22 protein-coding genes, 1 pseudogene, 1 riboswitch and 1 other annotated feature are annotated in these 26,959 nt (G+C 44.0%); of the genes and pseudogenes, 17 read left to right on the top strand and 6 right to left on the bottom strand.

What is annotated here, in order from left to right:
• A pseudogene (locus B5D59_RS18495) lies at positions 1-675 on the top strand (collagen-like protein); the annotation flags it as partial.
• A gap of 276 nt (positions 676-951) precedes the next feature.
• On the opposite strand, the gene B5D59_RS15900 reads toward B5D59_RS18495, so the two are convergent.
• From B5D59_RS15900 to B5D59_RS15890, 3 genes are all read right to left on the bottom strand, one after another.
• A complete protein-coding gene (locus B5D59_RS15900) occupies positions 952-2,379 on the bottom strand; it encodes a sensor histidine kinase (RefSeq protein ID WP_078818638.1) in 1,428 nt (475 codons plus the stop codon).
• Entirely contained in the window at positions 2,376-3,071 is a 696-nt protein-coding gene (locus B5D59_RS15895; RefSeq protein WP_176132613.1) for a response regulator transcription factor, read from the bottom strand. Before B5D59_RS15895 ends, B5D59_RS15900 begins: the two co-directional genes overlap by 4 nt.
• Positions 3,072-3,209: 138 nt before the next feature.
• Complete coding sequence (locus tag B5D59_RS15890) at positions 3,210-4,355, bottom strand: S1C family serine protease (RefSeq protein WP_245799549.1); 1,146 nt, start codon at positions 4,353-4,355, stop codon at positions 3,210-3,212.
• Between the two features lie 286 nt (positions 4,356-4,641).
• Here B5D59_RS15890 and adh point away from each other — a divergent pair, with 286 nt between their 5' ends.
• Positions 4,642-6,183 (top strand): aldehyde dehydrogenase, encoded by a 1,542-nt coding sequence (gene adh / locus B5D59_RS15885; protein ID WP_009499098.1) that lies wholly within the window; start codon positions 4,642-4,644, stop codon positions 6,181-6,183.
• A 53-nt stretch (positions 6,184-6,236) separates the two neighbouring features.
• Positions 6,237-6,593 (top strand): DUF779 domain-containing protein, encoded by a 357-nt coding sequence (locus B5D59_RS15880; protein ID WP_009499097.1) that lies wholly within the window; start codon positions 6,237-6,239, stop codon positions 6,591-6,593.
• 30 nt (positions 6,594-6,623) lie between these two features.
• Here B5D59_RS15880 and B5D59_RS15875 read toward each other — a convergent pair whose 3' ends face one another.
• Positions 6,624-7,025 (bottom strand): thiol-disulfide oxidoreductase DCC family protein, encoded by a 402-nt coding sequence (locus B5D59_RS15875; RefSeq protein WP_009499096.1) that lies wholly within the window; start codon positions 7,023-7,025, stop codon positions 6,624-6,626.
• Between the two features lie 170 nt (positions 7,026-7,195).
• Between B5D59_RS15875 and B5D59_RS15870 the strand changes: the two genes are divergently transcribed.
• Positions 7,196-7,393, top strand: coding sequence for a hypothetical protein (locus tag B5D59_RS15870; protein ID WP_009499095.1), 198 nt, complete (start codon positions 7,196-7,198; stop codon positions 7,391-7,393).
• 146 nt (positions 7,394-7,539) lie between these two features.
• Positions 7,540-7,869 carry a hypothetical protein gene (locus tag B5D59_RS15865; protein ID WP_078818636.1) on the top strand — a complete coding sequence of 110 codons (330 nt, stop codon included), beginning with the start codon at positions 7,540-7,542 and terminating at the stop codon, positions 7,867-7,869.
• Positions 7,870-8,442: 573 nt separating this feature from the next.
• Here the strand turns inward: B5D59_RS15865 and metH are convergent.
• Both metH and B5D59_RS15855 read right to left on the bottom strand, forming a co-directional pair.
• Positions 8,443-11,883 carry a methionine synthase gene (metH, locus tag B5D59_RS15860; protein WP_078818635.1) on the bottom strand — a complete coding sequence of 1,147 codons (3,441 nt, stop codon included), beginning with the start codon at positions 11,881-11,883 and terminating at the stop codon, positions 8,443-8,445.
• Positions 11,864-13,723 carry a bifunctional homocysteine S-methyltransferase/methylenetetrahydrofolate reductase gene (locus B5D59_RS15855; protein ID WP_078818634.1) on the bottom strand — a complete coding sequence of 620 codons (1,860 nt, stop codon included), beginning with the start codon at positions 13,721-13,723 and terminating at the stop codon, positions 11,864-11,866. The genes metH and B5D59_RS15855 overlap by 20 nt, the downstream gene beginning before the upstream one ends.
• Positions 13,724-13,804: 81 nt before the next feature.
• A riboswitch (SAM riboswitch) is annotated at positions 13,805-13,914 on the bottom strand.
• Positions 13,915-14,078: 164 nt separating this feature from the next.
• Here B5D59_RS15855 and B5D59_RS15850 point away from each other — a divergent pair.
• From B5D59_RS15850 to gltX, 12 genes are all read left to right on the top strand, one after another.
• Positions 14,079-14,276, top strand: coding sequence for a hypothetical protein (locus tag B5D59_RS15850; RefSeq protein ID WP_009499090.1), 198 nt, complete (start codon positions 14,079-14,081; stop codon positions 14,274-14,276).
• A 267-nt stretch (positions 14,277-14,543) separates the two neighbouring features.
• Positions 14,544-15,146 carry a biotin transporter BioY gene (locus B5D59_RS15845; protein WP_009499089.1) on the top strand — a complete coding sequence of 201 codons (603 nt, stop codon included), beginning with the start codon at positions 14,544-14,546 and terminating at the stop codon, positions 15,144-15,146.
• Positions 15,143-16,147: a biotin synthase BioB gene (bioB, locus tag B5D59_RS15840; protein ID WP_009499088.1), complete on the top strand. Its 1,005-nt coding sequence runs from the start codon at positions 15,143-15,145 to the stop codon at positions 16,145-16,147. Before B5D59_RS15845 ends, bioB begins: the two co-directional genes overlap by 4 nt.
• Positions 16,148-16,376: 229 nt before the next feature.
• A complete protein-coding gene (locus tag B5D59_RS15835) occupies positions 16,377-16,847 on the top strand; it encodes a CtsR family transcriptional regulator (protein ID WP_009499087.1) in 471 nt (156 codons plus the stop codon).
• Positions 16,848-16,858: 11 nt separating this feature from the next.
• On the top strand, positions 16,859-17,410 hold the full coding sequence (locus B5D59_RS15830) for a UvrB/UvrC motif-containing protein (protein ID WP_078818633.1): 552 nt from the start codon (positions 16,859-16,861) through the stop codon (positions 17,408-17,410).
• The gene (gene mcsB, locus B5D59_RS15825; RefSeq protein ID WP_009499085.1) at positions 17,400-18,488 is read left to right on the top strand and encodes a protein-arginine kinase McsB; all 1,089 of its coding nucleotides are present in this window, start codon (positions 17,400-17,402) and stop codon (positions 18,486-18,488) included. Before B5D59_RS15830 ends, mcsB begins: the two co-directional genes overlap by 11 nt.
• Before the next feature lie 191 nt (positions 18,489-18,679).
• Positions 18,680-21,127: an ATP-dependent Clp protease ATP-binding subunit gene (locus B5D59_RS15820; protein ID WP_040759940.1), complete on the top strand. Its 2,448-nt coding sequence runs from the start codon at positions 18,680-18,682 to the stop codon at positions 21,125-21,127.
• 82 nt (positions 21,128-21,209) lie between these two features.
• A complete protein-coding gene (gene radA, locus B5D59_RS15815) occupies positions 21,210-22,580 on the top strand; it encodes a DNA repair protein RadA (RefSeq protein WP_009499083.1) in 1,371 nt (456 codons plus the stop codon).
• Positions 22,581-22,724: 144 nt separating this feature from the next.
• On the top strand, positions 22,725-23,807 hold the full coding sequence (locus tag B5D59_RS15810) for a PIN/TRAM domain-containing protein (protein WP_009499082.1): 1,083 nt from the start codon (positions 22,725-22,727) through the stop codon (positions 23,805-23,807).
• A 28-nt stretch (positions 23,808-23,835) separates the two neighbouring features.
• Positions 23,836-24,516: a 2-C-methyl-D-erythritol 4-phosphate cytidylyltransferase gene (ispD, locus tag B5D59_RS15805; protein WP_078818702.1), complete on the top strand. Its 681-nt coding sequence runs from the start codon at positions 23,836-23,838 to the stop codon at positions 24,514-24,516.
• 13 nt (positions 24,517-24,529) lie between these two features.
• Positions 24,530-25,009: a 2-C-methyl-D-erythritol 2,4-cyclodiphosphate synthase gene (gene ispF / locus B5D59_RS15800; protein WP_009499080.1), complete on the top strand. Its 480-nt coding sequence runs from the start codon at positions 24,530-24,532 to the stop codon at positions 25,007-25,009.
• Between the two features lie 78 nt (positions 25,010-25,087).
• A complete protein-coding gene (gltX, locus tag B5D59_RS15795; protein WP_078818632.1) occupies positions 25,088-26,548 on the top strand; it encodes a glutamate--tRNA ligase in 1,461 nt (486 codons plus the stop codon).
• A gap of 55 nt (positions 26,549-26,603) precedes the next feature.
• Positions 26,604-26,819: a binding site (T-box leader), on the top strand.
• The last annotated feature ends 140 nt before the right edge of the window (positions 26,820-26,959 follow it).

Here is a 26,959-nt window from a genome sequence, read left to right as displayed (position 1 = left end):
ACGGGAGCCACAGGTCCGACGGGTCCAACGGGTCCAACAGGAGCGACAGGAGCCACAGGAGCGACGGGTCCAACGGGTCCAACAGGAGCGGCGGGAGCCACAGGAGCAACGGGTCCAACAGGAGCAACGGGAGCCACAGGAGCAACGGGTCCAACAGGAGCCACAGGAGCAACCGGTCCTACTGTTGCGGGGGTTGGTTTCTCGGCAAGAAGAACACCGACCACGGTCACAGGTAGCCAACAGCTAGGAGGCTGGGTCGTTACAGATCCGTATTATAGTGGAGATGGGTTTGATGCAGCGAGCGGCACTTACACCGTTCCATCAACCGGAAGATATACGATTAATGCGGTATTAAGTTATACTACAACTGCAGCGCTCAACGTAAACTTAGGAGCTGGAATTGATCCGGCGTTTGTCATCCGAAGGTCTTCAGGCATAACGGGTGATCTAATCTCAGGTCTATTCCCGGTATTGAATGTCAATATAGCCCTGCTACTAACATTACGAGCGGTTTTAGGGAATGGGACCGTTACTATAACAGGGGATGTGCACTTGAATGCTGGTGACCAAATTGCGATCTTCTATGAAGCGAGTGGTTTGGGGATTTCTCTTAACATTGGCGGAGGGACCGACACCGGTACGGTATGGTCGGTTCATAAATTGACAGACGAGTAAGAAAGAATAGGGAACACCTAATTATTGCCGTTTATAGACAGAACAAAAATACACCCTATAGGGCAGACACTTTGAAAAAAGTTCTCTCTATAGGGTGCTTTACCTGATTCCTTGATTGTTCGTGTTCAACAATGAAATTAAGTAGTTTTAAAACAACAAATATGGTTGTTTTAAACATTTTAATTTATGAACTTTTCGTTAAGATAAAATAATGAATATAAACAAGACTGTAATTCTGGAACTCGAATCAAAGGTAGCCATTCACAATCATCAATTTTATTCCAATACAGCTGTTGTATCCACTTTTGGCAATCTTATCGTAAAGAGAGCACCTTTGCCTTTTTCACTCTGTACATCGATCACGCCCTCGTGTAGAAGGACAAGCTGTTTGACGATTGAAAGACCAAGCCCAAATTCACCGTACGGCGTGGAAGTTCTTGAAATGATAGCTTTATAAAAACGATCCCAAATTTGTTCGATTTCAGCGGGGTTCATGCCGATTCCCGTATCTGCGATTTCGATAATCGTTTCTTTCTCGTTTTCCTTGGCAATTAGAGTAATCGTCCCGTTTTCACAAAATTGGATACTGTTTTTGGTGATATTGATGAAAATTTGCATGAGCCGGTCGTAATCTGCAAAGACAGACAGCTGATCGGATGCATTGACTATAATGGTATTTCCACGTTCAGCTGCTGCATGTTCAAGTTGGTCGGCAGTCATTTCAAGGAGTTCTTTCAGAGGAAGTCTCTGCTTATTCAATTGAATTTGATTGGCACGGATCTTTTCGTAATCCAAGTTTTCGTTGACGAGTCGAATCAGTCGTTTCGATTCATTCTGTGCCAACTGCAGTGCTTTATCTTGTTCATCTTCAGAAATCATTCGCTCACGCAACCCTTCGATCACCCCGCGAATCGTGGTAAGAGGCGTTCGCAGTTCATGGGAGACATCCGCCATGAACTGCCGTCTGCGTTTTTCAAGTGTGTCGATTTCCTTCATTGAAGTCTCAAGTTTGTCGGTCATTTCATTGAAATCCCTAGATAATTCGCCAATCTCATCAAATTCTGATGACGGGACACGAACGGTATAATCACCGCCTGCCACAGCGGCTGCGGCTCGGCGCAACCTTTGGATCCGCCGCACATGAATCATCGACAACAAGCCACTCAGCAATAGGGCTAGAAGTACAGCTGCGCCTGTCGCATAAAGGACGTAGTGATTCATTTGAGAAATAATGGCGCGTGACCCTGTAATAGGGGAGGTCAGTAATACACCGCCGACAAACTGCTGTCTTTCAAAATACGGCAACAGGACAAAGGTGACTGCTTCATCAAATCGTTTGAATTCTTGTTTGACAGTTACCGTTTGACCATTTTGCAAAGCATGCCATTCCTCTTGATTGAGTTCAATTAAAGGTGATTTCAGTCCAGTGGAATAAACGATAGAAGAGTGTTCGTCAAATAAACTATATTGAATGGCACGGGTGTCCAAGACATGGCCGTAGGTCTTCAAAATTCCATTCGATCCGCGAGTGCTTTGTCTAAGGTCAGTTAGGATCGCTTGACCGTACGTCTTAAGTTCATCTGTTTTCTGCTCGTAGACGACTGTCTCCAAGTAATGTGTCAGCGATAAGCTGAGCACGAGTACAGTGATGAGGATAACACTGAAGTGGCTGAGCAATTGTTGATAAAAGGTTTTGATCTTCACTGGTTCGTCACAACACTTTCGTCGAATCGATAGCCTACTCCCCAGACAGTATGGAAAAATGGGTGTTCAGGCAGCGACAGCTTCGAACGGAGTCGCTTAATATGAACATCTACCGTACGATCATCACCATAGAAGTCATATCCCCACACCTGATCGAGCAGTTGGTCACGTGTGAAGACCTGTTTAGGATGTCGAATGAAAAAATAAAGTAAATCAAATTCCTTGGGCGTCAAATTGGTGACCAAGCTGTCTTGTACCCATACTTCGCGTGTATTGGGGTTCAGTCGGAAATAGGAGGTATGGATTGGAACCGCATCATCCTGTACCTTTGGTGTATATCGGCGTGTCACTGCTTTAATTCGTGCCATCAAGGCGAGAGGGCTGAACGGTTTCGTGACATAATCATCAACCCCCATCTCAAAGCCGAGCACTTGATCCGCTTCTCCGTCTTTTGCAGTCAGCATAATGATTGGCACTTCAATTCCGCGCTCCTTCAGTTTGTGGCAAATCGTTAAACCGTCAAGATCCGGCAGCATCCAATCAATGATGAGGCAGTCCCATGCAGAAGAGATCGCCCGTTCATAACCGTCCAACCCGTTTGCTTCAAACGCCCCTTCTATGCCTTCCTTTTCAAAGAATAATCTAATCATGGAAGAGACACTGTCATTGTCCTCAATCACCAGAATCTTCATTGTACGACCTCCTTGCATCTTTGTATCTAAAAATAGTACGAAAACGTGGAAAATGCAATGAAGAGTATTTTGGCCGCGTGTTTGTCTGTAGTGCTATAAACAAATAAGAGACAGCGTAAAAGCTGCCTCTTGCGTCGATTATTTCATTTGTCCACCACTAAATTTGACACTCACTTGCTGTTTTTCACCATTACGGTATATAGTGATGTTTGCCTTGTTGCCGATTTGTAGTTTGGAGTATAGATATTTACGCAGTTCCATAGAATTGTCAATTGATTCACCATTTATCTCGGTGATGACATCCTGTTCTTTCAAGCCGGCTTGATCTGCTGCAGAATTGGGTTCTATTCCTGTTACCATCACGCCGCCTTTGACAGCTTCGGGTAAATCCTTGACATACATATAGGGAATTTCCGCTAAGTCCGCTAAACTTACTCCGAGATAGGGCCGTTCGATTTGTCCTTTTTCTGTAAGTTGTTCGACCAATGTTTTCACTTCATTACTTGGAATAGCAAATCCTATTCCTTCCACACCACTTTGCGCTACTTTTAGACTGTTGATACCGATGACTTCACCTGCCGTATTGAACAAAGCACCGCCGCTGTTTCCGCTATTGATTGCTGCGTCTGTCTGAATAACTTCTGTCTGCCAGGTTCCTGCTGATGTATTGACGTCCAATGTACGAGACACTGAACTAACGATTCCTTTTGTTACGGTGCCGGAAAAATCAAGACCAAGTGGATTACCGATCGCGATTACGGAGTCTCCCGCTCTCAATAAACTTGAATCTCCGAACGTCACTGCAGTAGTTGCGAACTTTTTATCGATTTGTAAGACCGCGATATCCGTCAGTGCATCTGTGCCTAAAAGTTTTGCCGATGCTTTTACGCCTTTATCTAATGTGACTTCAATCTTTTGTGCACCCTCAATGACATGATTATTCGTTACGATATACGCATATTTATCGTCAATTTTGTAGATGACACCGGAACCAGTGCCCGCCATTTGCTCTGTCGCAGCCTCAGCAAAACGATTGCCTGCCGTTTGATAATTAACTACGCCAACAATAGCTTTTGAAGACTGTTCTACCATATCGGCCAATGAATCTGTTGGTGCAGTGGACACCTTCTCGACCTCATATGTAGGAGTATCTATATTTGCTGATTCTACTTCCTTCGGAGACCCTAACCAATCGGTGTTGGCAACAACGCCAAGCGTCAGCATAGAGCCTACAACACCTGAACCGACAATAGAGAGTAACTTTTTTGCTGCTTTACCTTCCATATTGACAACCCCTGTCATTTGTATTTCTTTCATCATACAGCCAAGTTATGAACAAATTATTAATGAATCCTTACCAACCTATGAAATTGATAAATTCACTACGACAGTATTAATTTGAATAGTAATTAGTTGAAAGATATATAATTTTCAGATAGAATAAAAATAGCATATGTAAGCGCAATCATTATGCATAACGTGTTCTTGATATTCGTATAGTGGCTTTGTGTGCAAAAACGATTGCACTAGAATACAAGCAAAATAAAGAGAATAGGGAGTGTGACGCAGTATGGTACAAGCTTCAGAAAACAAGGTATATGCAAATCCGAATTCAGAAGGTGCAAAGGTTCATTTTAAAGAACGTTACGATAATTTTATCGGCGGTAAATGGACGGCGCCGGTGAATGGCCAGTATTTCGATAACCCAACACCTGTGACGGGTAAAGTTTTTACTCAAGTAGCAAGATCCACAGCAGAAGATATCGAACTGGCGCTTGATGCAGCTCATGCAGCAAAAGAGGCGTGGGGAAAAACCTCAGTCACTGAACGTGCCAATATTTTGTTGAAGATTGCAGATCGTATTGAGGAAAATCTCGAGATGCTAGCGATTGCGGAGTCGTGGGAAAACGGAAAAGCAGTTCGTGAGACATTGAATGCCGATCTACCATTGGCAGTGGATCATTTCCGTTATTTTGCCTCTGCTATTCGTGCACAAGAAGGTGGAATCAGCCAAATTGACGACAATACGGTATCATACCACTTCCATGAGCCGTTAGGCGTAGTGGGTCAAATTATTCCTTGGAATTTCCCGATCCTTATGGGAGTGTGGAAACTGGCTCCGGCCTTGGCGGCAGGGAACTGTGTCGTCTTGAAGCCTGCCGAGCAAACACCGGCTTCTATCTTAGTTCTTGTTGAGCTGATCGAAGACTTGCTGCCGGCAGGAGTCCTCAACGTAGTGAACGGGTTTGGCGTAGAAGCAGGGAAGCCATTGGCGTCTAATCCTCGGATCAACAAGGTTGCATTCACTGGTGAGACGACAACAGGTCGCCTAATTATGCAATATGCATCACAAAATTTGATTCCGGTGACATTAGAACTTGGCGGAAAATCACCGAACATTTTCTTTGAGGATATCATGGATGCAGATGATGAATTCTTTGACAAAGCAATCGAAGGTTTTGTCATGTTTGCCCTGAACCAAGGAGAAGTATGTACATGTCCATCTCGTGCGTTGATTCAAGAATCAATCTACGATAAATTTATGGAGCGCGCAATAGAGCGTGTTAAAGCGATCAAGACAGGAAATCCGCTTGATCCTTCAGTAATGATGGGAGCACAAGCATCTACGGAGCAAATGGAAAAAATCCTGTCTTACATGGATATCGGAAAACAAGAAGGCGCAGAATGTCTTGCAGGCGGAGAGAAAAACGAACTGGAAGGCGACTTGAAAGATGGTTACTACGTGAAACCTACTGTGTTCAAGGGTGATAATAAGATGCGTATTTTCCAAGAAGAGATCTTTGGTCCAGTCGTGGCGGTTACGACGTTTAAAGATAAAGAAGAAGCACTTGAAATTGCCAATGATACGCTATACGGCTTAGGGGCAGGTGTCTGGACGCGTGATATGAATACAGCATATCGTTTTGGGCGCGGCATTCAAGCTGGCCGTGTGTGGACAAATTGCTACCACGCATATCCTGCACACTCTGCATTTGGGGGCTATAAAGCATCCGGTATCGGCCGTGAGAACCATCTGCAGATGTTGGCTCATTACCAGCAGACGAAAAATATGCTAGTGAGCTACGATGAAAGTAAGCAAGGATTCTTTTGATTGAAATAAAACGCATCTGTCTATAGGATCCGACGTGAAATGGAGGAATTCCCATGCCAGACCGTGTAATTGCAACAGAAGAAGCATTAGCTCTCATTGAATTGCTGAAAAAGAAGCATGGACCTTTAATGTTTCATCAGTCAGGCGGTTGCTGTGATGGATCTTCCCCAATGTGCTACGAAGAAGGAGATCTGCTCATCGGTGATCAAGATGTATTGTTAGGACGTATCGGCGATGTGCCTTTCTATATGATGAAAAGCCAGTATGAATATTGGAAGCATACACAAGTAATCATTGATGTAGTGGAAGGTCGCGGAGGTATGTTTTCGCTTGAAGGAGTGGAAGGGAAACGATTCCTTTCTCGATCACGCGCATTTACGGATGAGGAATATAAGCAATTGACTTCATGATAAAGGCCTTCCGGTAACGGAAGGCCTTTTTTACGCGATAAAACGCTGGCGCTCTTCAGGAGTCGGCAGCATACAAGACAATTCTTTTTTACCGAACCATTTATAACGATTCGTTGCAATATAGTCATATGCGCGGTTGCGGATTGCTGACGGCACGACTATGAATAGGAAAGCTAAATGCCAGAGTCCGTCTAGCTTTTTTGCGATACGTAAAGCGGCACTTGATTTTGTATACGCTTTCCCATTTTCGATTAAAACTAAACTGTCGACGTTGTCTGGAATCTGGTATTGTTTTCGAAGTTCTTTCCCTACGTCGTCCTGCAAGGAAGCGAAGGAAAAATATCGATACGGATCACGTTTAATAATGAACTGTACGCTCGCATCACAAAAGTTACATTCGCCATCAAATAATACAATTCGATTTCGATTCATACAAACTCTCTCCTTCAATAAATAGGTTATATCCTACTATACCCATTCCTAAGAATCTTCACGCACATATAATATATGGAGTATTTTTATTTATCAAAGTATGGCGTGTGATCAGTAGTGAATTGGCTGGTTTTGTCTTGTGAACTATCCAACAGAAAGGATGAAAAAGTATGGGTCGTCAATTTGTTAATCCGGCTGAGCTGGATTTGCGTCGTGATCTTGACTTTTTAGGCTCTTTGAATATGGTAGACGAAGGTGCTCCATCCCAATGTCCAGTAAATGAATGCAAACTAATTATGAAGCAATTGGAGTCAATTGAAAAAACAAAAGGATATGATCGATCAGTGAATCCTCGTCAATGTGGTTAATGCAGTATTGGAGCGATTCAGACCGCCAAATATAGGCGGAAGGATTGCTCTTTTTTAATTGATATCAATAAATTTCCACATCCCCACGGCGCTAGCCCGTAATAATTCTGTAGGCTGGCATGTAATAGGGTATAGGAGGTGAGAAAATGATGATGAATCAAGGACAATATCCTGGTATGTCAGGACAATTCCCAGGAATGCAGGGGCAACAACCAGGTTTTCAGATGCAGCCAATCGTTTGTCCAACACAGTACCGTTATAATGATTGCTTTTCTCCGCAAGAAATTCCTTATATTCACCCGATTGTGAACGTTAATCGCCATAACGTAGTAGGGGTACCGCAACATTATTATACAGAGACAACTCAGGATGTTATGGGCTCTATGATAATGCCAGGCAGAGGACCTTCTCATGGACATGGACATGGAATGTGGGGCGGCGGAGGATGTGGCCGGCGCAGAGGTTGCTGCCGTTAATCGTTCATCAAGGAAATGAAAACCGCTGTCTCCAATTAATCGGAGACAGCGGTTTTATTTTGCTATAATTATTCTATTTCCGTCGCTTGTTGTAGTTGACCAGCGGTCTCGGCTTTTGATTACATCCAGTTGCAGGCGCCAGCCTCTTGGAACGTTTCGGTAAGCCCTCCAACGCCTGTCGAGGCTAAACGGCGCCTTTCACATTTGGTTACATCCAGCTCCGACGGCTAGAGACTTGGGTCATAAGTCAAAGCTGCTGCGTGGCAAAAAGCGCCACTCCGCATCTTCGTCTTATGCCTGTCGCCTCTGACCAGCCGTCTTCGCTTTTGGTTACATCCAGCTCCGACGGCTACCCCCTCGGGACACTTCAGTCTTAAAGTAAAGGCAAAGAGCGCCTTTAATTTAAGCCTTCCAGTGCCTGTCGGGACTGACCAGCCGTCTCCGCTTTTGAATACATCCAGTTGCAGGCGCCAGCCTCCTCGGGACGTTTCGGTCTTACCGAAAAGGCAAAGAACGCCTTTTTGGTAAGCCCTCCAACGCCTGTCGAGGCTACATGGCGCCTTCCACTTTTGTTTATTCCACGTTAAAGTATCTTGCGTCTGGGTGGGCGAAGACGATAGCGGATACGGAGGCTTCGGGTTCCATCATGAATTCTTCTGTTAAGATGACGCCATGGTCTTCAGGTTTGATCAGTCCGAAGAGTTTGGCTTGATCTTCTAAATTTGGACAAGCAGGGTAGCCAAATGAGAATCGCTGACCTTGGTATTTTGCAGCGAACCGTTCGCGCATTGTGAAGTCCGTAGGGTCCGGGAATCCCCATTGATCACGGATTTCTTGGTGAATACGTTCAGCAAAGCCCTCTGCCAATTCTAGTGCGGTTGCCTGAAAAGCATGGCTTTCTAGGAACTTCCCTTGCTCTTTCAGCTGGTTTGCATAGTCTCGAACCCCTTTACCCGCAGTAACTTGCATGAAGGCCACATAGTCCATTTCCCCACTGTCAACTGTTTTCAAGTAGTCTGCCAGACAAAGGAATGGTTCTTTTTCTTGGCGAGGGAATGTGAACCGTTCAATTTCTGTTTTCGCATCTTCTGGATCGTAAATGATTACGTCGTCTCCGTCTGCTTGAGCAGGGAAGAACTGATAAATACCTGAAGCGGTTAATTTATCGGATTGCAGGAAGCTGGTGACCATTTCATGAAGCTGAACAGCCCGTTCTTCTTTCTTTTCCAGCATTTTATCGACATTTCCGCGTAAGCCAAGATGATGGCCGATCAGTGTGCGCATGTTCACGTATGGGTGTAAGTGAGCAACTGAATAGTCTTTTACAACGCGTCTGCGTAAATCAGTCGGTACGAATACAGGTACGTCGGTACGTACTGTTTTCACTGGTCGCGCCGCCACTGCAACTGCAGTATTTCCGCGGCTTGCTTTAATCGCATCATTTGCTTCCCGCTTCTCAAGGCTTTCCTGTAATTCTTCCAGTAGTGCTCCTTTGTCTTCGCTTTGAAGACGGTTAGCCAAATCTAATCCTTGCATTGCGTCCTTGGCAAAAATAACAGGGCCATCGTATTCAGGCGCAATCTTCGTTTCTGTGAAACGTCTTGTCAGAGCAGCTCCACCGACCATAACAGGCAAATCGATTCCTGCTGCCTTAAAGTCCTGTGCCGTCAACACCATTTGTTGAGCGGATTTTACGAGCAATCCGGATAAGCCGACAATGTCTGGCTTTTCTTTACGAATGACCTCGATCAATGCCGCTGGGGTAACCTTGATCCCAATATCAATAACTTTAAAGCCGTTATTGCTTAGAATAATATCTACAAGGTTTTTCCCGATATCATGTACATCGCCTTTGACGGTAGCTAAGATAATTTTACCCTTCCCGCTGTCGTCTTCTTTCTTCTCCATAAATTGTTCGAGATAGGAAACGGAAGCTTTCATGACCTCAGCACTTTGTAATACTTCCGCTACGATAAGTTGATTGTCATTGAACAGGCGCCCGACTTCTGCCATCCCTTTCATCAATGGACCATTGATAATATCCAGTGGTGCATCGTATGTTTGGAGGGCAGCCTCTAAGTCAGGAATTAAGCCTTCCTTCGTTCCTTCCACTACATAGTAGGCAAGACGTTCGGGAACAGTTTTCGGGATATCGTCTTCAGTTTTTTCTTTTTTCTTATCTCGATAAAAATCTGCAAAATCAGCTAATGTCTCATCTGTTGTCGTAAATAGCAAATCATTAGCTAGTTTGATTTCTGCTTCTGGGATGGAAGCATAGCGTTCTAATTTTTCTGTATTGACGATGGCGTAATCCAAGCCAGCTTGCGTGCAGTGATATAAATACACTGCATTCAGCACTTCACGACCAACAGGGGGCAAGCCGAATGAAACGTTACTGACACCTAGCGTGGTCAGCGTACGCGGTAACTTTTCCTTAATCAAACGAATGCCTTCAATTGTCTCAACAGCTGAACCGATATACTGCTCATCTCCTGTACCGACAGGGAATACAAGCGGATCGAAAATAATATCTTCGGGTGCAATTCCCCATTTATTTACGAGCAGATCATAGGAACGCAAGGCGATTTCCAGTTTGCGTTCTCTCGTAACAGCCATTCCGATTTCATCAATGGTACCAACCACCACTGCCGCGCCATATTTTTTCACGAGAGGCAAAACTGCGTCAAATCGTTCTTCGCCGTCCTCCAAGTTGATCGAGTTGATAATCGCTTTTCCTTGGGAATACTTTAATGCTTCCGCGATGACATTTTCGTCCGTTGAGTCAATTACTAGAGGGACTTTAACCTTTTTTACGACTTCTTTCATAAAACGCGTCATATCGATCAGTTCATCACGATCTGGATTCGCCAGACAAATATCGAGTACGTGCGCACCGCGTTTTACTTGTGCACGTGCAATTTCAGACGCTTCTTCAAACTTCTCTTCTATAATTAGCTTCTTAAACTTCCGTGAGCCGATAACGTTTGTACGCTCCCCAATTAATAAAGGACGCAATGTGTCATCATATAGCAAAGGTTCAATACCTGAAACGGCATGACCAGGTTCTTTTTCAGGCATTTGACGAGGTGCTTTGTCTTTTACAGCTTCTCGAATTGCTCGAATGTGCTCAGGTGTCGTACCACAACAGCCGCCGACCATGTTCAACCAGCCTTTTTCTGCAAATCCTTCCAGCTTCTTCGATAGGGATTCTGGAGACTCATGATAATGACCTTCTTCATCTGGCAATCCGGCATTCGGATAGCATGTCACATAGCTAGTTGCCAGGTCAGATAACGAACGTAAGTGATCCGTCATGAATTCTGGTCCAGTCGCACAGTTTAGGCCGACAGATAGGGGATTGACGTGTCCAATGGAAATGTAAAATGCTTCGATACTTTGACCTGCAAGTGTTGTACCCATCGGTTCGATTGTACCGGAAATCATGATTGGTACTTCGCGTCCTAGCTCTTCAAAGGCCTTTTTAATACCAATCGTGCCGGCTTTGACGTTCAGCATATCCTGACTAGTTTCCATGAGGATTAAATCGCTGCCAGCTTCAACCAATGCTTTCGCCTGCACGTAAAAATCATTAGAAAGTTCATCGAATGTAATGCCGCCTGTGACAGAAAGAGTCTTAGTCGTCGGTCCGATCGCCCCTGCGACAAAACGCGGCCACTCCGCAGTGGAATACTTTGCTGCACTTGCCTTTGCAATTTCGACAGCTTTAGTATTGATTTCATGTGCACGATGTCCTAGTGCAAATTCATTTAGAACAAGGGGAGTGCCGCCAAATGTGTTGGTACAAATGATGTCGGCTCCTGCCTCTAGGTACTCATCATGAATCTTCTCCAAGATATCAGGTCGTAAAACGTTTAAATATTCATTACAGCCGTCGTAATCTTCGCCTCCAAAATCTTCTGTTGAGAGGTCCTCCGCCTGCAGCATCGTCCCCATCGCGCCATCAATGATAAGGATTCGTTTGTCTAGTTGTTCTTCAATAGGATGTCTCTGCATGTGATAATTCGCTCTCCTTCTGCTTATCTATTTGTTTAATGTAGTCATGTAGCTCAAGTGTCATGTCGTAACGGAGGAATGGTGTGATCAAATACAGTCCGTTAAAGTATTGCGCTGCTGTATCGATCAGCTCCTTTGCGATCTGAATTCCTGTTTCAGTGGCTTTTGCTCGGTCGTCGCCACAGGCGCGCATCCGTTCAAGCACTTCGTCAGATAGTTTAATGCCAGGCACTTCATGATGCAGAAACTCTGCGTTGCGAATATTTGTCAAAGGCATAATACCTATGAAGATAGGTGTATCTAGATGTTTTGTAGCCTCATAGACGTCAATAATCTTTTCTTTTGTATAGACAGGTTGCGTTATGAAATAATCTGCACCTGCTTCAATCTTTTTCTCCAATCGCTGAACAGCCCGGTCCAATACACGGACATTCGGATTGAACGCAGCTGAAACTGAGAAGTTCGCTTTTTTACGTAATGGTTTACCGGAGAATGAAATCCCTTCATTCAACTGTTTGATTAACTGCAGCAGTTCCATACTCGATACATCGTAGACGCTTGTTGCGCCAGGGAAATCACCAACTTTCGTCGGATCACCTGTTACAGCCAGAATATCGTGGATGCCTAACGCGTCAAGCCCCATTAGATGAGATTGTAACCCGATCAAGTTGTGATCTCGACACGTTAAGTGGACAAGAGGGCGGATATTGTGCTGCATTTTAATGATGGAACCCATTGCCATATTGCTGATCCGAGGGGATGCCAATGAGTTATCCGCCATCGTTACGGCATCAACACCTGCATCGTAAAGTAAATTGGCACCTTTAATATAATCTTCTGTCTCTAAATGCCGTGGTGTGTCCAATTCCACAATGACCGTACGTTCTGTTTTGGCTTTCTCGTGGAGCGGTTGATGTTTTACCGGGCCGGCTTCCTGAATAACGATTGGCTTTGTTGGTTCTACTACTTTCTTGGTGATAGGAGACAATCCCGCTAATCGAGTTTTCGCTGCTTTAATATGTTTAGGAGTAGTTCCGCAACACCCGCCAATTAACCGTACACCTTGATCACGCAGCAATACTGCAGCTCGCCCGAAGTACTCAGCTTCAGATTCATAGACAATGCGGCCATCTTCCACATCCAGTAAAGATGCATTCGGATAAGCGGATAAAAATGCATTTTCCGGCAGTTTCACATTTTCAAAAGCTTGGATTGTATGGTAAGGCCCTAAGCGGCAGTTTACACCGACTATACTTGCACCTAGTGATTCCAGTTGATGCAACGCGTCATTCAATGAAAGTCCGTTTTGCAAAACTCCAGGATCGTGCATGGAGACTTGCGCAATTAGCGGAACATCTGTGATTTGACGAAGTGTTGAAACGACGGATGATAATTCTTCGAAATCATAATACGTTTCGAGTAACAGTCCGTCTGGATCTCCAGTCAATAATGCGTTGGCCTGTTCAAGGACTACTTGCTTTACTTCATCGAGCGATGCATCACTTTTGCGAATTCCACGCAAACCGCCGATGGTACCAAGCACAAATTGACCACCTGGTGCAGCAGCCCGCTTTGCAATTTGGATTGCTGCTTTATTGAATTCCGTAACACGGTTTTCCAATCCATAACGAGCCAATTTCACTGCATTGGCACTGTATGTATTGGTCTGAATAATATCAGCTCCCGCCTCGATATAGTCGTGGTGGATTTTCTCTATAATTTCAGGTTTCTCTATATTTAATTCCTCATAGCAATAATCGATCCCATATGAATACAAAATAGTTCCCATTGCCCCATCTGCTGTCAGGACATTTGTTTGAAGTTTCTCCAGTAATGACATCATCAAATCCCCCTTTGTTTTCTCTAATCAAAAAAAGCCTTCAAGTAAATAGAAGGCTTTGTAATCGCAATGACCAGTTCCCTCTCATCTTTCAGTGTGCCATTTCGGCATACTGCTGGAAGTAGCACCTTGCCCATCGGCTGGTTGCTGAAGCGTCTTTGGGCCAGTCCCTCTGCTTCTCTTGATAAGATATGATTCTTATTAAATTATTTCGATAATTCTAACCATATCATAGCGGCTTTGTAGGTAATCGTCAAGTGAATGTTTGATGAAGTTCTTGAAGACCGGAGTGCGCATAGAGAAATTTACTGAAACATGGTAAAATTAAAGGAGTAACTTGAAAAGGTGAGGAATCATGCAGTTTTTTAAATACTCCATTCCGATAGCGGCACTTGTCGGCACGCTTGCCTGGATTATGTTGGAGAATAATTATGAAGAAGTACCGTGGGATTCGCGTGTTTGGATTACCTTTGGCGCCGCTGCATTAAGTGGTGTACTTGCTTTTTTTCTTTTCAGGAAAGAAAAAGAAGACAAAGTCGATAAAAAGAAATAGGAGCTGCCCGAGAAGTCATGTTCATCTGACTTCCCGGGTAGTTCTTTTTTTGCAGAGAAAGCATTTTGTTCATTCTAAGAAATTGCCAGCAGGGGTAGATGTGGGTCTTGTCTGTTTCTTTCTTGCCTTATTGGATAAGAAAAGGGTGTCATTCCTTACATATAAGATGTTCCATAAGTTATTAGTTAACTTAAATTAAAAACTAGTTGACAATTAATGAGTCAACCATTACTATTTTTATAGTAACTCAAAATAGAAAGAGGTGTCATGATGACGACAGCTTCGGAAGGACGTCCGCAAAGTAAATTCAGTACATTGTCAATTGTATATAGTGGAATGTTTGCTGCTTTAATGATGATCGGGGCTAATATCACTTCTTTCATACCATTTTTAGTAGTCGGGGGAGTACCTATTACATTGCAGACATTTTTCGCTGTTTTGTCAGGATTGTTATTGGGTAGCCGTCTTGGTGCATTGTCGATGACTGTCTATATGATGGTCGGCCTTGCAGGGGCTCCTGTATTTGCTAAGTTTCAAGGTGGATTTGGCCAAATCTTAAGCCCGACATTTGGTTTTATCGTTACTTTCATCTTGATTGCTTATGTAGCAGGTAAAATCGTGGAGCGTAAGAATACACTGCCATCTTATATTATTGCATCACTTGTTGCGACAGCAATCAACTATTTATTGGGTACGAACTGGATGTATGTCGCCTATAAAGTTTGGGCTGCGGCGCCAGAGGTGTTTACGTACAAAATTGCATGGCTTTGGATGATTCCTCCATTACCGAAGGATATTGTGCTAGCCGTACTGGCGGGAATATTCGCATTTAGAATTTCAAAACATTTGAAAGTGAGGCATACATTTTGACGAACTATCAAAGGCTGGCTGACCAAGTTTTGAAAGGTCACGTATTAACAAATGAGGAAGCGCTTTCAATATTAAATAGTCCGGATGAAGATTTGCTGTTGCTGCTTCATGCGACGTACTCGATCCGATCCCATTACTATGGAAACAAAGTAAAACTTAATATGATCATCAATACGAAGTCGGGGTTGTGCCCGGAAAACTGTGGCTACTGTGCCCAGTCGATTGTGTCAAAAGCACCGGTTGAAAAGTATGCAATGATGAAATCAGAAGAAATATTACAAGGTGCAGAGCGAGCTGCTGCAAATAAAGCGGGCACTTATTGTATCGTGGCAAGTGGACGAGGACCTCGGGCTAGTGAGCTTGAAATCGTTATTGATTCCGTCAAGCAAATTAAAGAGAAACATAAAGGAATGACCGTTTGTGCATGTTTAGGCATTCTGAAGCCAGAACAAGCCGCACGCTTGAAAGAAGCAGGTGTAGACCGATACAATCACAACTTGAACACCTCTGCCGAACACCATGAAAGCATCACTACATCGCACACATACGATGATCGTGTAAACACAGTAGGACATGTAAAGGAAGCGGGAATATCTCCTTGCTCTGGCGTAATAGTCGGAATGCGTGAAACAAAAGAGGATGTCATTTCCATGGCACACAGCCTGCGGATACTCGATGCAGACTCCATTCCAGTCAACTTCCTGCACGCCGTGGATGGGACGCCGCTAGAAGGGACCTCTGAACTGGATCCGCGCTATTGCTTGAAGGTACTTAGCCTATTTCGTTTCATCAATCCAACAAAAGAAATACGAATTTCGGGTGGACGCGAAGTGAACCTTCGCAGCCTTCAACCACTTGGCTTATATGCTGCAAACTCTATCTTCATCGGTGACTATTTGACAACATCGGGTCAGGAAAACGACAAAGACCAACAAATGTTAGAAGATATGGGCTTTGAAGTGGACTTGGAACCACTGAAGAAAGAACCTATGACTATATAAGAGAGATCTAACCGCGCAGACAGCTTGCGTGGTTTTTTTCGTTCAATGAAAAACATGAAAAGATCTTGAATAATCCTCCATGTAGAGAGACAGCCTAACGCAAGACATGCAAAAAAATCAAACATACATATTAAAACAAATCAATTGCATCTCACGCATTTTCTGCGATACAATCAAGTCAAAGATAGTCAAAGTCAACTAAGAGAACGAGCAGAAACGAGGTGACGAGATGCGGAACATTTCTGACATTATTGAAGGGTATTTGAAGTCCATTATCGAAAAGGAAGACAGTGCCTCTGTTGAAATCAAACGGAATGAAGTCGCCGAGAAATTCCAATGTGTTCCTTCGCAGATCAACTACGTAATCAAAACTCGCTTCACAGTCGAGAGAGGCTACGCAGTAGAGTCAAAACGCGGAGGCGGTGGATACATTCGGATTTATCGGGTGCAGACGAATTCACGGAAGGACTTGCTCGAGCAAGCGCTGGGAAGTTTGGAAGCGGGAGCATCCTCTACGATGGCTGAAGATGTAATTATTCGTTTGATTGAAGAAGAAGTGATTACAGAGCGTGAAGCCAAACTTATGTTAGCTGCGGTGGGTCGAGCCACACTGCGCTATATGCTTCCTGAACGAGATGCATTGCGTTCGCGAATACTCCGCGCCATGTTAGTCACATTGATTTATGAAGAAGTAGAATGAGGTGATGATAAATGCTTTGTGAAAACTGCAAAGAACTTCCGGCCACTGTGGTTTTTAAACAAGAGACAATGAATGGCACGACAGAGCGGCATTTATGTGATAAATGTGCGTTTTACTCCCAGACATTTTCATTCAGCCCTGATCAAGAGCCGTTGTCCATTCAACAATTTCTGGCACATTGGCTTGGAGGTTCAGAATTATTACAAGGTCAAAAGTCGAATGAGACTTTGCCTGATGGCCCCAAATGCCCGAGTTGCGGACTGACTTTTCATAGGTTTTTAGACATTGGGAAATTTGGATGTGCGACGTGCTACGATACTTTCCGCGAGCAGCTGCCACGAGTGTTTGCTAAATTGCATAACGGCAATACAAATCATGGTGGTAAGGTACCAGTCTCCTTCAATGAACGGTTTGCTTTGAAAAAACAATTAGAGGACATCCGCACAAAAATGAAGGAAGCGGTAGAAGCTGAGCGTTTTGAAGAAGCTGCCATATTACGAGATGAAGCCAATACAGTAAAACAGCAATTGGCCGATGGAGGTGACGATCAACATGTCATTTGAAAAATTCATCAAACAAGAGCTGACAGGCTGGATGGTGGCAAAGGGAGAACATTCGGATATCGTCCTATCTACAAGAATCAGATTAGCACGCAACCTGCAAAGTTACCTATTCCCTATTTGTGCTTCTGAAGAAGACGCTAAACGTGTCAATGAAGCAGTTGACCAAGCGGTGGCTACTATGGAAGAGCATCATTTTGCGGGCACGTCGATGTCAGACCTATCGCCTCTTGAGAGACAAATATTAGTTGAGAAACATTTGGTAAGCCCACAGTTAATCGACCCAGATAAATACGGTTCGGTCCTGCTTTCAGAAGATGAAACAATCAGTATTATGGTGAATGAAGAAGACCATATACGTATCCAATGTATTTATCCTGGCTTTCAAATCGATACTGCCTATGAGCAGGCGAATCAAGTAGACAGCGAGATAGAACGAAACTTGGATTATGCTTTTGATGAGACGTTTGGCTATTTGACTAGTTGTCCATCCAACACAGGAACCGGTATGCGGGCATCTGTCATGATGCATTTACCGGCTCTCACCATCACCAAGCAAATTGAACGGATTATTCCTGCAATATCACGTCTTGGGATGGTGGTGCGCGGTAGCTACGGAGAAGGCAGTGAAGCCCTTGGAAATATTTATCAGATATCCAATCAAACAACACTTGGCAAGTCTGAAGAAGAAATATTGAAGGATCTGGACAATATATCAAAGCGTTTGATTGCACACGAGAAAAAGTCCCGTGAAATATTATTAGCGAAATCACAGGTCCATTTGGAAAATCGGCTTTACCGTTCGCTTGGTACGATTACTCATGCCCGTATACTACCTTCCGCAGAAGCAGCCAGATGTTTGTCCGATGTCCGTTTGGGTATTGATTTAGGTATCATAGAAAATTTAGACATGGCAATTTTAAATGAATTAATGATTTTCATGCAGCCAGGTTTCCTTCAGCAATATGCGGGTACAGAATTAACATCAGACCAACGCGACGTATTTCGTGCAAAATTATTCCGTGATCGCTTAGGAATTGAATGTACGCAAGCTCCAGGAAACAATTCTGAAAAGTCCTGAGCATACTTTTTGCAAGATCGTCAATTTGGATTTATAGTTAATCAAAGATAGTCAAAGTCAGTATTGAGGTTTAAATTACGGCTTTTTATGAAATGATATGAATAGGTATAGAGTGAAGGATTAAAGCAATGAGGATTCAACTGGCATAACATAGAATAGGTTCTATTTATGAAGAAAAGAGGGGAATGGATATGATGTTTAATCGATTTACACAACGTGCGCAAAAAGTTTTGCAACTGGCTCAAGAAGAGGCAATACGCTTAAAACACGAATCAATTGGTACAGAGCATATTTTACTTGGATTGATCCGAGAAGGCGGTGGAATTGCAGCGAAAGCGCTGGACGCCATTAGTGTCAATGCGGATACGATTGAACGGGAAGTAGAGGCTCTTGTAGGCGTGGGCTCGAAAGATGTAGGACCGATCGTTCATTATACACCGCGTGCAAAACGCGTCATCGAGCTTTCGGTTGATGAATCCCGTAAGCTGGGTCATTCCTATATTGGTACAGAACATATTTTATTAGCATTAATCCGAGAAGGAGAAGGCGTAGCGGCTCGCGTCCTAAACAATGCGGGCGTCAGCTTAAACAAAGCTCGCCAGCAAGTTCTTCAGTTACTCGGCAATGATGAAAGTTCAGTTGGCAGTACTTCAAACAACGCTTCTGCCGCTACACCGACATTGGATAGTTTAGCTAGAGATTTAACAGAGATTGCACGTGAAGGCACTTTGGATCCAGTTATTGGACGAAGCAAAGAGATTACGCGTGTAATTGAAGTGCTGGCTCGTCGTACCAAAAACAATCCAGTCTTGATTGGAGAGCCTGGTGTTGGTAAAACTGCAATCGCAGAAGGGTTGGCACAGCAAGTAGTCAACAATGAAGTACCTGAAATCTTACGTGACAAACGTGTTATGACGCTCGATATGGGTACAGTTGTTGCGGGCACGAAATATCGTGGTGAATTTGAAGACCGCATGAAAAAAGTGATGGAAGAGATTCGTCAGGCAGGAAACATCATTCTGTTCATCGATGAATTGCATACATTGATTGGCGCGGGCGGAGCGGAAGGTGCGATCGATGCATCTAATATCTTAAAACCTTCTCTCGCTCGAGGAGAATTACAATGTATCGGCGCTACTACATTAGATGAATATCGTAAATACATTGAAAAAGATGCAGCACTTGAACGTCGATTCCAGCCGATCCAAGTAGATGAACCAACGGTGGAAGAGACTATCCAAATCATTAGAGGACTTCGTGATCGCTATGAAGCGCATCACCGAGTGAAGATAACGGATGAAGCAGTAGAAGCAGCTGCGAAAATGTCTGATCGCTATATTTCCGATCGTTTCTTACCGGACAAAGCGATTGATTTGATGGATGAGGCAGGATCTAAAGTTCGTCTTCGTTCGTATACGACTCCTCCAAACTTGAAGGAATTAGAAGTGAAGCTAGAAGCGATCCGTTCTGAAAAGAATGCGGCTGTTCAGAGCCAAGAGTTTGAAAAAGCGGCTTCTTACCGTGATACAGAGCAGAAGATGAAGGAAGAATTAGAAACAACAAAAGCAGCATGGAAAGAAAAACAAGGAAAAACAGAGTCTGAAGTAACTGTCGATGATATCGCTGCAGTTGTAGCGATGTGGACGGGAGTCCCAGTGGATAAGATTGCGGAAACCGAATCAGCTAAATTACTCAAAATGGAAGAAATCCTACATGAGCGCGTGATTGGTCAAAATGAAGCAGTCTTAGCGATTTCACGAGCAATCCGCCGTGCGCGTGCCGGATTGAAAGATCCGAAACGTCCTATCGGTTCATTTATCTTCCTAGGTCCAACAGGTGTTGGTAAAACAGAGTTGGCTCGTGCGCTGGCAGAAGTGATGTTCGGTGATGAGGATGCTATGATTCGTATCGATATGTCCGAGTATATGGAGAAACATGCAACGTCTCGTCTTGTAGGTTCACCTCCAGGTTATGTAGGCTACGAGGAAGGCGGCCAACTGACAGAAAAAGTTCGCCGTAAACCATACTCCGTTGTCTTACTGGATGAAATTGAAAAAGCACACCCGGATGTTTTCAATATTTTACTTCAAGTGTTGGAAGACGGACGCTTAACAGATTCTAAAGGTCGGACGGTAGATTTCCGTAATACGGTCATGATTATGACGTCAAACGTTGGGGCTACTGAGTTGAAGAAAAACCGTTATGTCGGATTCAATATCCAAGACGGCGAATCCGATTATGAAGATATGAAAGAAAAAATGCTGAGCGAGTTAAAGAAAACGTTCAGACCGGAGTTTTTAAACCGTGTGGATGACATGATTGTATTCCATTCACTGGAGAAAGAACATTTGCGACAAATTGTCAGCCTAATGTCTGAAGATCTTGCGAAGCGATTAGCAGAACAAGATATTGAGCTTGTGTTGACAGAAGCTGCACAGGATAAGATCACCGACGAAGGGTATGATCCGGAGTATGGAGCTCGACCATTGCGCCGGGCGCTACAGAAGCACGTAGAGGATCGTTTATCTGAAGAATTACTAGAAGGTAAAGTTCTTATGGGTGAAAAAGTAGTGATTGATGTGAACGACGATAAATTCGTGGTACGGACAGAAAAACAAACTGAATCCGTAAGTAACTAACTAAATAAAAATCCGGATAGCTCGCTCGCTTAGAAATTTAAAAAGCGCAGCGAGCTGTCCTTTTCGTATAGGGAGAGAGAATATGGCTAAGCGTAAATCTAAATTCATGTGTCGTTCCTGTGGATACGAGTCTCCGAAATGGATGGGACGCTGTCCAGGCTGTGGTGAATGGAACACGATGGATGAAGAAGTGGAAATTGTGCAAAAAGGTCCCCGTGCAGCTTTTCAACACGGTGAAAAAGTGAAGCAAAAGGCCTTACCGATTAGTGCGGTAGAAATGGTGGAAGAGCCGCGTGTGAAAACAGAATTGAATGAACTGAATCGCGTGCTCGGTGGGGGGATTGTGCCCGGCTCACTTGTATTGATTGGCGGGGATCCAGGGATAGGAAAGTCGACATTGTTGTTGCAAGTATCTTCGTTGCTTGCCAACCAGCAACAACGCGTCCTGTACATATCCGGTGAGGAGTCGATACGACAGACAAAGTTGCGGGCAGAAAGATTGGGTGTCAAATCAGATGAGCTGTATATTTACGCAGAAACAGATCTAGGTATGATCCATGAAACAGTCGATGAAGTGAAACCGAAATTTCTTGTTGTGGACTCCATTCAGACAGTACATCATCCTGAAGTTACTTCTGCCCCTGGGAGTGTGTCGCAAGTTCGAGAGTGTACTGCGGAATTAATGCGGATTGCCAAGACGCAAAATATCGCGATTTTCATCGTCGGTCATGTTACCAAGGAAGGGCAGATTGCGGGACCGAGGTTGCTCGAACACATGGTGGATGCCGTCCTTTATTTTGAAGGAGAGCGCCATCATACCTACCGTATTCTACGGAGTGTGAAGAACCGTTTTGGTTCGACCAATGAAATCGCTATTTTTGAAATGCTGCAGTCTGGGTTGAAGGAAGTATTGAATCCTTCCGAATTATTCCTGCGTGAACGATCTCAAGGAGGCGCGGGTTCGACCATTGTTGCTTCGATGGAAGGAACACGTCCGATATTAGTAGAAATACAGGCGTTGATTACACCTTCTAGTTTCAACTATCCGAAGCGGATGGCGACGGGCCTTGATCAAAATCGCGTTTCTTTGCTGATGGCGGTTCTTGAAAAACGTGCAGGCATGTTATTACAAACTCAAGATGCGTATATTAAGGTGGCTGGGGGAGTAAAGTTGGATGAACCGGCGATCGATTTAGCAGTGCTGTTAAGTATCGTGTCGAGTTATCGGGATACCGCGGTAGGGGTGGGAGATTGTTTTATTGGTGAAGTAGGGTTAACGGGTGAGGTAAGAAGGGTATCAAGAATAGAGCAGCGTGTCACAGAGGCTGCCAAGCTGGGGTTTGAGCGGATTATCATGCCGTCATCCAATATGGGGGGATGGGATGTACCGTCAGGCATCCAAGTAGTCGGGGTTGAAACAATCTCGGAGGCGCTTGGAATTGCTTTTAAGTAAGTAGACTGGTTGAAGCGTTAAGAAACCTTTGCCGCATTTAGATTGTCCTAATAGAAGTGAGGGGGCAAGAAACCCCTCGCTTAACCTAAGCGACTTACTGTGATTCGTTGTATACTAATAGGAAGGAAAAGGAGGTGAAAGAGAATGTTGAAAAGAGTAGTCCAGGTTTCTTTCCTGTTAATCGGAGGAACTCTCGGTGTTTTATTTTTACCGTACTTATTTGCCATGTTCGCTTTTACGTCACGCCCCGCGATAGAAAACGCATACGTCGAAGCTGTTTTAGGAGCAATCATTCTATATTTATTTAGCTTATTTTTAACAGAACCGATTGTGGACTTTATTAAATGGATTGAAGAACGACTTTTGAAGGCGCCGATCATGCATTTGCTATTCGGTACTATAGGTTTAATCGTAGGGTTAAGCGTAGCGTTTTTGGTCAGTTTCGGATTGAATGCGATTGAGATTCCTGTTATTTCATCTGTGCTGCCCGTCTTGCTATCCATACTTCTAGGGTATTTAGGTTTCCAGGTAGGTTTTAAGAAATGGGAAGAGTTTATCAACGCTTTCTCTAATTTGCGCAATACAACGATAAAAAAGAAGGAGCCGACTGAAACTGTGGCGCCTCAGAAGAATGTTTATAAGCTACTTGATACAAGTGTCATCATTGACGGACGTATCGCGGATATTGCGGCTACTGGATTTCTGCAAGGAATTCTCGTCGTTCCTCAGTTTGTGTTAACTGAACTGCAACACATAGCCGACTCATCCGATACATTAAAGCGAACTAAAGGGAGACGCGGTTTGGATATTCTAAAGCGTCTGCAAAATGACGACGGACCGACCGTGCTCATCACGGATGAGGATTTTAACGATGTAGCGGAAGTGGATTTAAAACTTGTGAAGCTGGCAAAGAAGATGGAAGGTCTTGTCGTGACGAATGACTTTAATTTGAATAAAGTCTCTGATTTGCACGGAGTGGCAGTCTTGAACATCAATGATTTGGCAAACGCAGTTAAACCGGTCGTTATTCCGGGAGAAGAAATGCATGTAGTCGTCATCAAAGATGGTAAAGAACATAACCAAGGTGTAGCGTACTTGGATGATGGCACGATGATTGTCATTGAGGATGGCAGAACGCATATCGGGCAGGCAATTGATGTCGTCGTAACAAGTGTTCTTCAAACATCTGCGGGACGAATGATTTTTGCAAAACCGAAAGGCCGGTGAATCGGCTACAGAAAGCAGAGGACTTAATGTGAATTATACAGTAATGATCCCGGCTGCAGGCAGTGGAAAGCGTATGGGTGCCGGTCAGAACAAACTTTTCTTAGAGATCGGCGGATTGCCGATTTTGTATCATACGGTGAGTGTTTTTTTAGAGGATCCTCACTGTGAGGAAATTATTATAGCTGTAAAGCCTGAAGAACAAACTGTCATTAAAGAAATGCTTGCAAGAAGTGACAAAGGAAAGACTATTACCTTTGTGAAAGGCGGCGGGGAACGGCAAAATAGCGTAGCCGCCTGCATAGAGACATATGAAGGTAACGGCATTGTGCTTGTACATGATGCCGCAAGACCTTTCCTTGATTCGTCTGTCATCCGCAAACTGGTCAGCACAGCGAATGAAAAAGGTGCAGCAATTGCAGCAGTGAGAGCAAAGGATACAATCAAGCTTGCGGCGAATAATGTCGTGCAGCAAACGCTGGACCGTGAGAATTTATGGTTAGTTCAGACGCCGCAAGCATTTCGATATGAATTGCTGAAAAGAGCTTCTGATGCAGCAGTTCGAGAAGGTTTTCTCGGGACTGACGAATCGATGCTTGTAGAGCGCATAGGATACAGCGTGCAAATTGTAGAAGGTTCATATGATAATGTGAAAATGACGACCCAGGAAGATCTGGCAATTGGCGAGGTCTTACTGGAAAGAAGAAAGTAGGAGGAATCACCTCATGTTTCGAATTGGACAAGGTTTTGATGTACATGCATTTGCAGAAGATCGCCCCCTTATTATTGGAGGCATCACAATCCCGCACACAAAGGGATTGATTGGACACTCGGATGCAGACGTCTTATTGCATACAGTGACAGACGCAGCACTCGGAGCGATTGGAAAAGTAGATATCGGTACACACTTTCCGGATACAGATGAAGCTTTCAAGGATGCGGATTCTGCTGTATTACTGGAGAAAGTTTGGGGAATGGTCAAAGAAGAAGGCTATCGTCTAGGGAATATCGATTGCACGATCATTGCGCAACGACCGAAGATGGCGCCGCATATCGGTGACATCCGTCAACGTGTAGCAGAATTATTAGAAGCCGATCTATCTCAAGTGAATGTCAAAGCAACGACTACAGAACGTCTTGGGTTCCCAGGGCGTGAAGAAGGCATCGCTGCGATGGCTACAATCTTATTGATGAAAAACGAGTGACTTTCAAAAAAAACAACACAATGCTAAAATAGATAGGCAATTAACTTCTTTCAACAATCAGAACGGAGAGGGACAATTATGACACAAGAAGTACGTGTGCGCTACGCACCAAGTCCGACAGGCCAACTACATATTGGTGGAGCGCGGACCGCTTTATTCAACTATTTATTTGCCCGCCATTATGATGGGAAATTCATCATCCGAATTGAAGATACAGATACAGAACGAAATATCGAGAGTGGCGAGTTATCGCAGTTGGAGAACCTGACATGGCTCGGTATCCATCATGACGAATCAATCGATGTGGGCGGCGAATATGGACCGTACCGCCAGATGGAACGTTTAGATCTGTACAAGAACTATGCAGATGAAATGCTTGAAAAGGGCCATGCCTACAAATGTTTCTGTACGCCCGAAGAGCTGGAAGCAAAACGCGAAGCGCAAAAAGCAACAGGTATCGCAGCGCCGATGTATGATGGGGCATGCCGCAATTTAACAGCAGAGCAAGTAGCTGAAAAAGAGGCAGCGGGTCTCTCTTACAGCCTTCGTATGCAAGTGCCTGATAATATTACGTACACGGTACAAGACTTAGTCCGCGGTACAGTTACATTTGAATCGAAAGATATCGGTGACTGGGTAATGGTCAAGACAAATGGTATTCCAACTTACAACTTTGCTGTAGCAGTGGACGACCATCTGATGAAGATATCTCATGTCTTCCGTGGAGAAGAGCATTTGACGAATACACCGAAACAATTAATGGTATTCGACGTGTTCGGCTGGGAACATCCCCAGTTTGGACATATGACGTTAATCGTCAATGAAGACAGAAAGAAACTTTCGAAACGTGATGAATCGATTATTCAATTCATTTCACAATACAAAGACTTGGGCTATTTACCTGAAGCGATGTTTAACTTCTTTGCATTGCTTGGCTGGTCACCGGGCGGGGAAGAAGAAATTTTCTCTCATGACGAGCTGATAAAATTATTCGATGAATCTCGTTTGTCTAAGTCGCCGTCTATGTTCGATACACATAAATTAACATGGATGAACAACCAGTATATTAAGAAACTATCACTTGAAGAAGTGATTGATCTGACGTTGCCGCACTTGCAGGCAGCAGAACTCGTACCAGAAAAAATGACGGATGAAGAAAAAACATGGGTGCACGATCTAATCGCTTTATATCAAGGTCAATTAAGCTTCGGAGCTGAAATTGTCGAGCTGTCCGCCCAGTTCTTCCAAGACACCGTTGAATATGATGAAGCAGCATCGGAGATTTTGGCTGGTGAACAAGTACCGGAAGTAATGACTTCATTGAAGGGGCAATTGGAAGCTCTTGAGGTGTTTGATGCGCCATCCATTAAAGCAGCCATCAAAGCTGTACAAAAGGAAACAGGACATAAAGGGAAGAATTTATTTATGCCAGTTCGTGTCGTGACAACAGGTCAAACATCTGGTCCGGAATTGCCAGATGCAATTGCGCTAATCGGGAAAGAAAAGATTTTGCAACGTGTCGGAAGATTTGCAAAATAATCAATATTGACTTTTCTTAGGATTTGTGTAAAATGAACGTAATATGAATATTCATAAAAAAGCGTTGAGAAGGAAAGTACATGTTGAATGCTCCAAAGAGAGGGTCATCTAGGCTGGGAATGACCTGAGTTAATTTAACATGGAAATGCACCTTTGAGCGATGAGCTGAACTGTTTAGTAGGCCATACGTATCGTCTGCGTTAAAGACATTAAGCGGGAAGAGAAATTTCTTCCAAGCGGAGTGGAACCACGCAACCAATGCGTCTCTGTCATCATAAATGACAGGGGCGTTTTTTTATTCTAAAGCGGAAAGCGTCGTCTAGCCTCGACAGGCACTGGAGGGCATGCCGAGAAAGGTGCGGTCTTTGCACCTTTTCGGAAAGACCGAAGTGTCCCGAGAGGCTGGCGCTT

The organism is Sporosarcina newyorkensis (assembly GCF_900167515.1).
GTDB classification, from domain to species: Bacteria; Bacillota; Bacilli; order Bacillales_A; family Planococcaceae; genus Sporosarcina; species Sporosarcina newyorkensis.
Note: the sequence above shows the minus strand (reverse complement) of the source record. Positions and strands in the feature narration are given on the sequence as shown.

Coding starts and splice junctions, on each gene's coding strand:
- metH (WP_078818635.1), bottom strand. CDS start 11,883: ATGCAGAGACATCCTATTGAAGAACAACTAGACAAACGAATCCTTATC.
- B5D59_RS15865 (WP_078818636.1), top strand. CDS start 7,540: ATGATGATGAATCAAGGACAATATCCTGGTATGTCAGGACAATTCCCA.
- ispF (WP_009499080.1), top strand. CDS start 24,530: ATGTTTCGAATTGGACAAGGTTTTGATGTACATGCATTTGCAGAAGAT.
- B5D59_RS15855 (WP_078818634.1), bottom strand. CDS start 13,723: ATGTCATTACTGGAGAAACTTCAAACAAATGTCCTGACAGCAGATGGG.
- B5D59_RS15880 (WP_009499097.1), top strand. CDS start 6,237: ATGCCAGACCGTGTAATTGCAACAGAAGAAGCATTAGCTCTCATTGAA.
- B5D59_RS15835 (WP_009499087.1), top strand. CDS start 16,377: ATGCGGAACATTTCTGACATTATTGAAGGGTATTTGAAGTCCATTATC.
- gltX (WP_078818632.1), top strand. CDS start 25,088: ATGACACAAGAAGTACGTGTGCGCTACGCACCAAGTCCGACAGGCCAA.
- B5D59_RS15820 (WP_040759940.1), top strand. CDS start 18,680: ATGATGTTTAATCGATTTACACAACGTGCGCAAAAAGTTTTGCAACTG.
- mcsB (WP_009499085.1), top strand. CDS start 17,400: ATGTCATTTGAAAAATTCATCAAACAAGAGCTGACAGGCTGGATGGTG.
- B5D59_RS15850 (WP_009499090.1), top strand. CDS start 14,079: ATGCAGTTTTTTAAATACTCCATTCCGATAGCGGCACTTGTCGGCACG.
- B5D59_RS15845 (WP_009499089.1), top strand. CDS start 14,544: ATGATGACGACAGCTTCGGAAGGACGTCCGCAAAGTAAATTCAGTACA.
- B5D59_RS15810 (WP_009499082.1), top strand. CDS start 22,725: ATGTTGAAAAGAGTAGTCCAGGTTTCTTTCCTGTTAATCGGAGGAACT.
- radA (WP_009499083.1), top strand. CDS start 21,210: ATGGCTAAGCGTAAATCTAAATTCATGTGTCGTTCCTGTGGATACGAG.
- B5D59_RS15890 (WP_245799549.1), bottom strand. CDS start 4,355: ATGGAAGGTAAAGCAGCAAAAAAGTTACTCTCTATTGTCGGTTCAGGT.
- B5D59_RS15870 (WP_009499095.1), top strand. CDS start 7,196: ATGGGTCGTCAATTTGTTAATCCGGCTGAGCTGGATTTGCGTCGTGAT.
- B5D59_RS15875 (WP_009499096.1), bottom strand. CDS start 7,025: ATGAATCGAAATCGAATTGTATTATTTGATGGCGAATGTAACTTTTGT.
- adh (WP_009499098.1), top strand. CDS start 4,642: ATGGTACAAGCTTCAGAAAACAAGGTATATGCAAATCCGAATTCAGAA.
- B5D59_RS15830 (WP_078818633.1), top strand. CDS start 16,859: ATGCTTTGTGAAAACTGCAAAGAACTTCCGGCCACTGTGGTTTTTAAA.
- B5D59_RS15895 (WP_176132613.1), bottom strand. CDS start 3,071: ATGAAGATTCTGGTGATTGAGGACAATGACAGTGTCTCTTCCATGATT.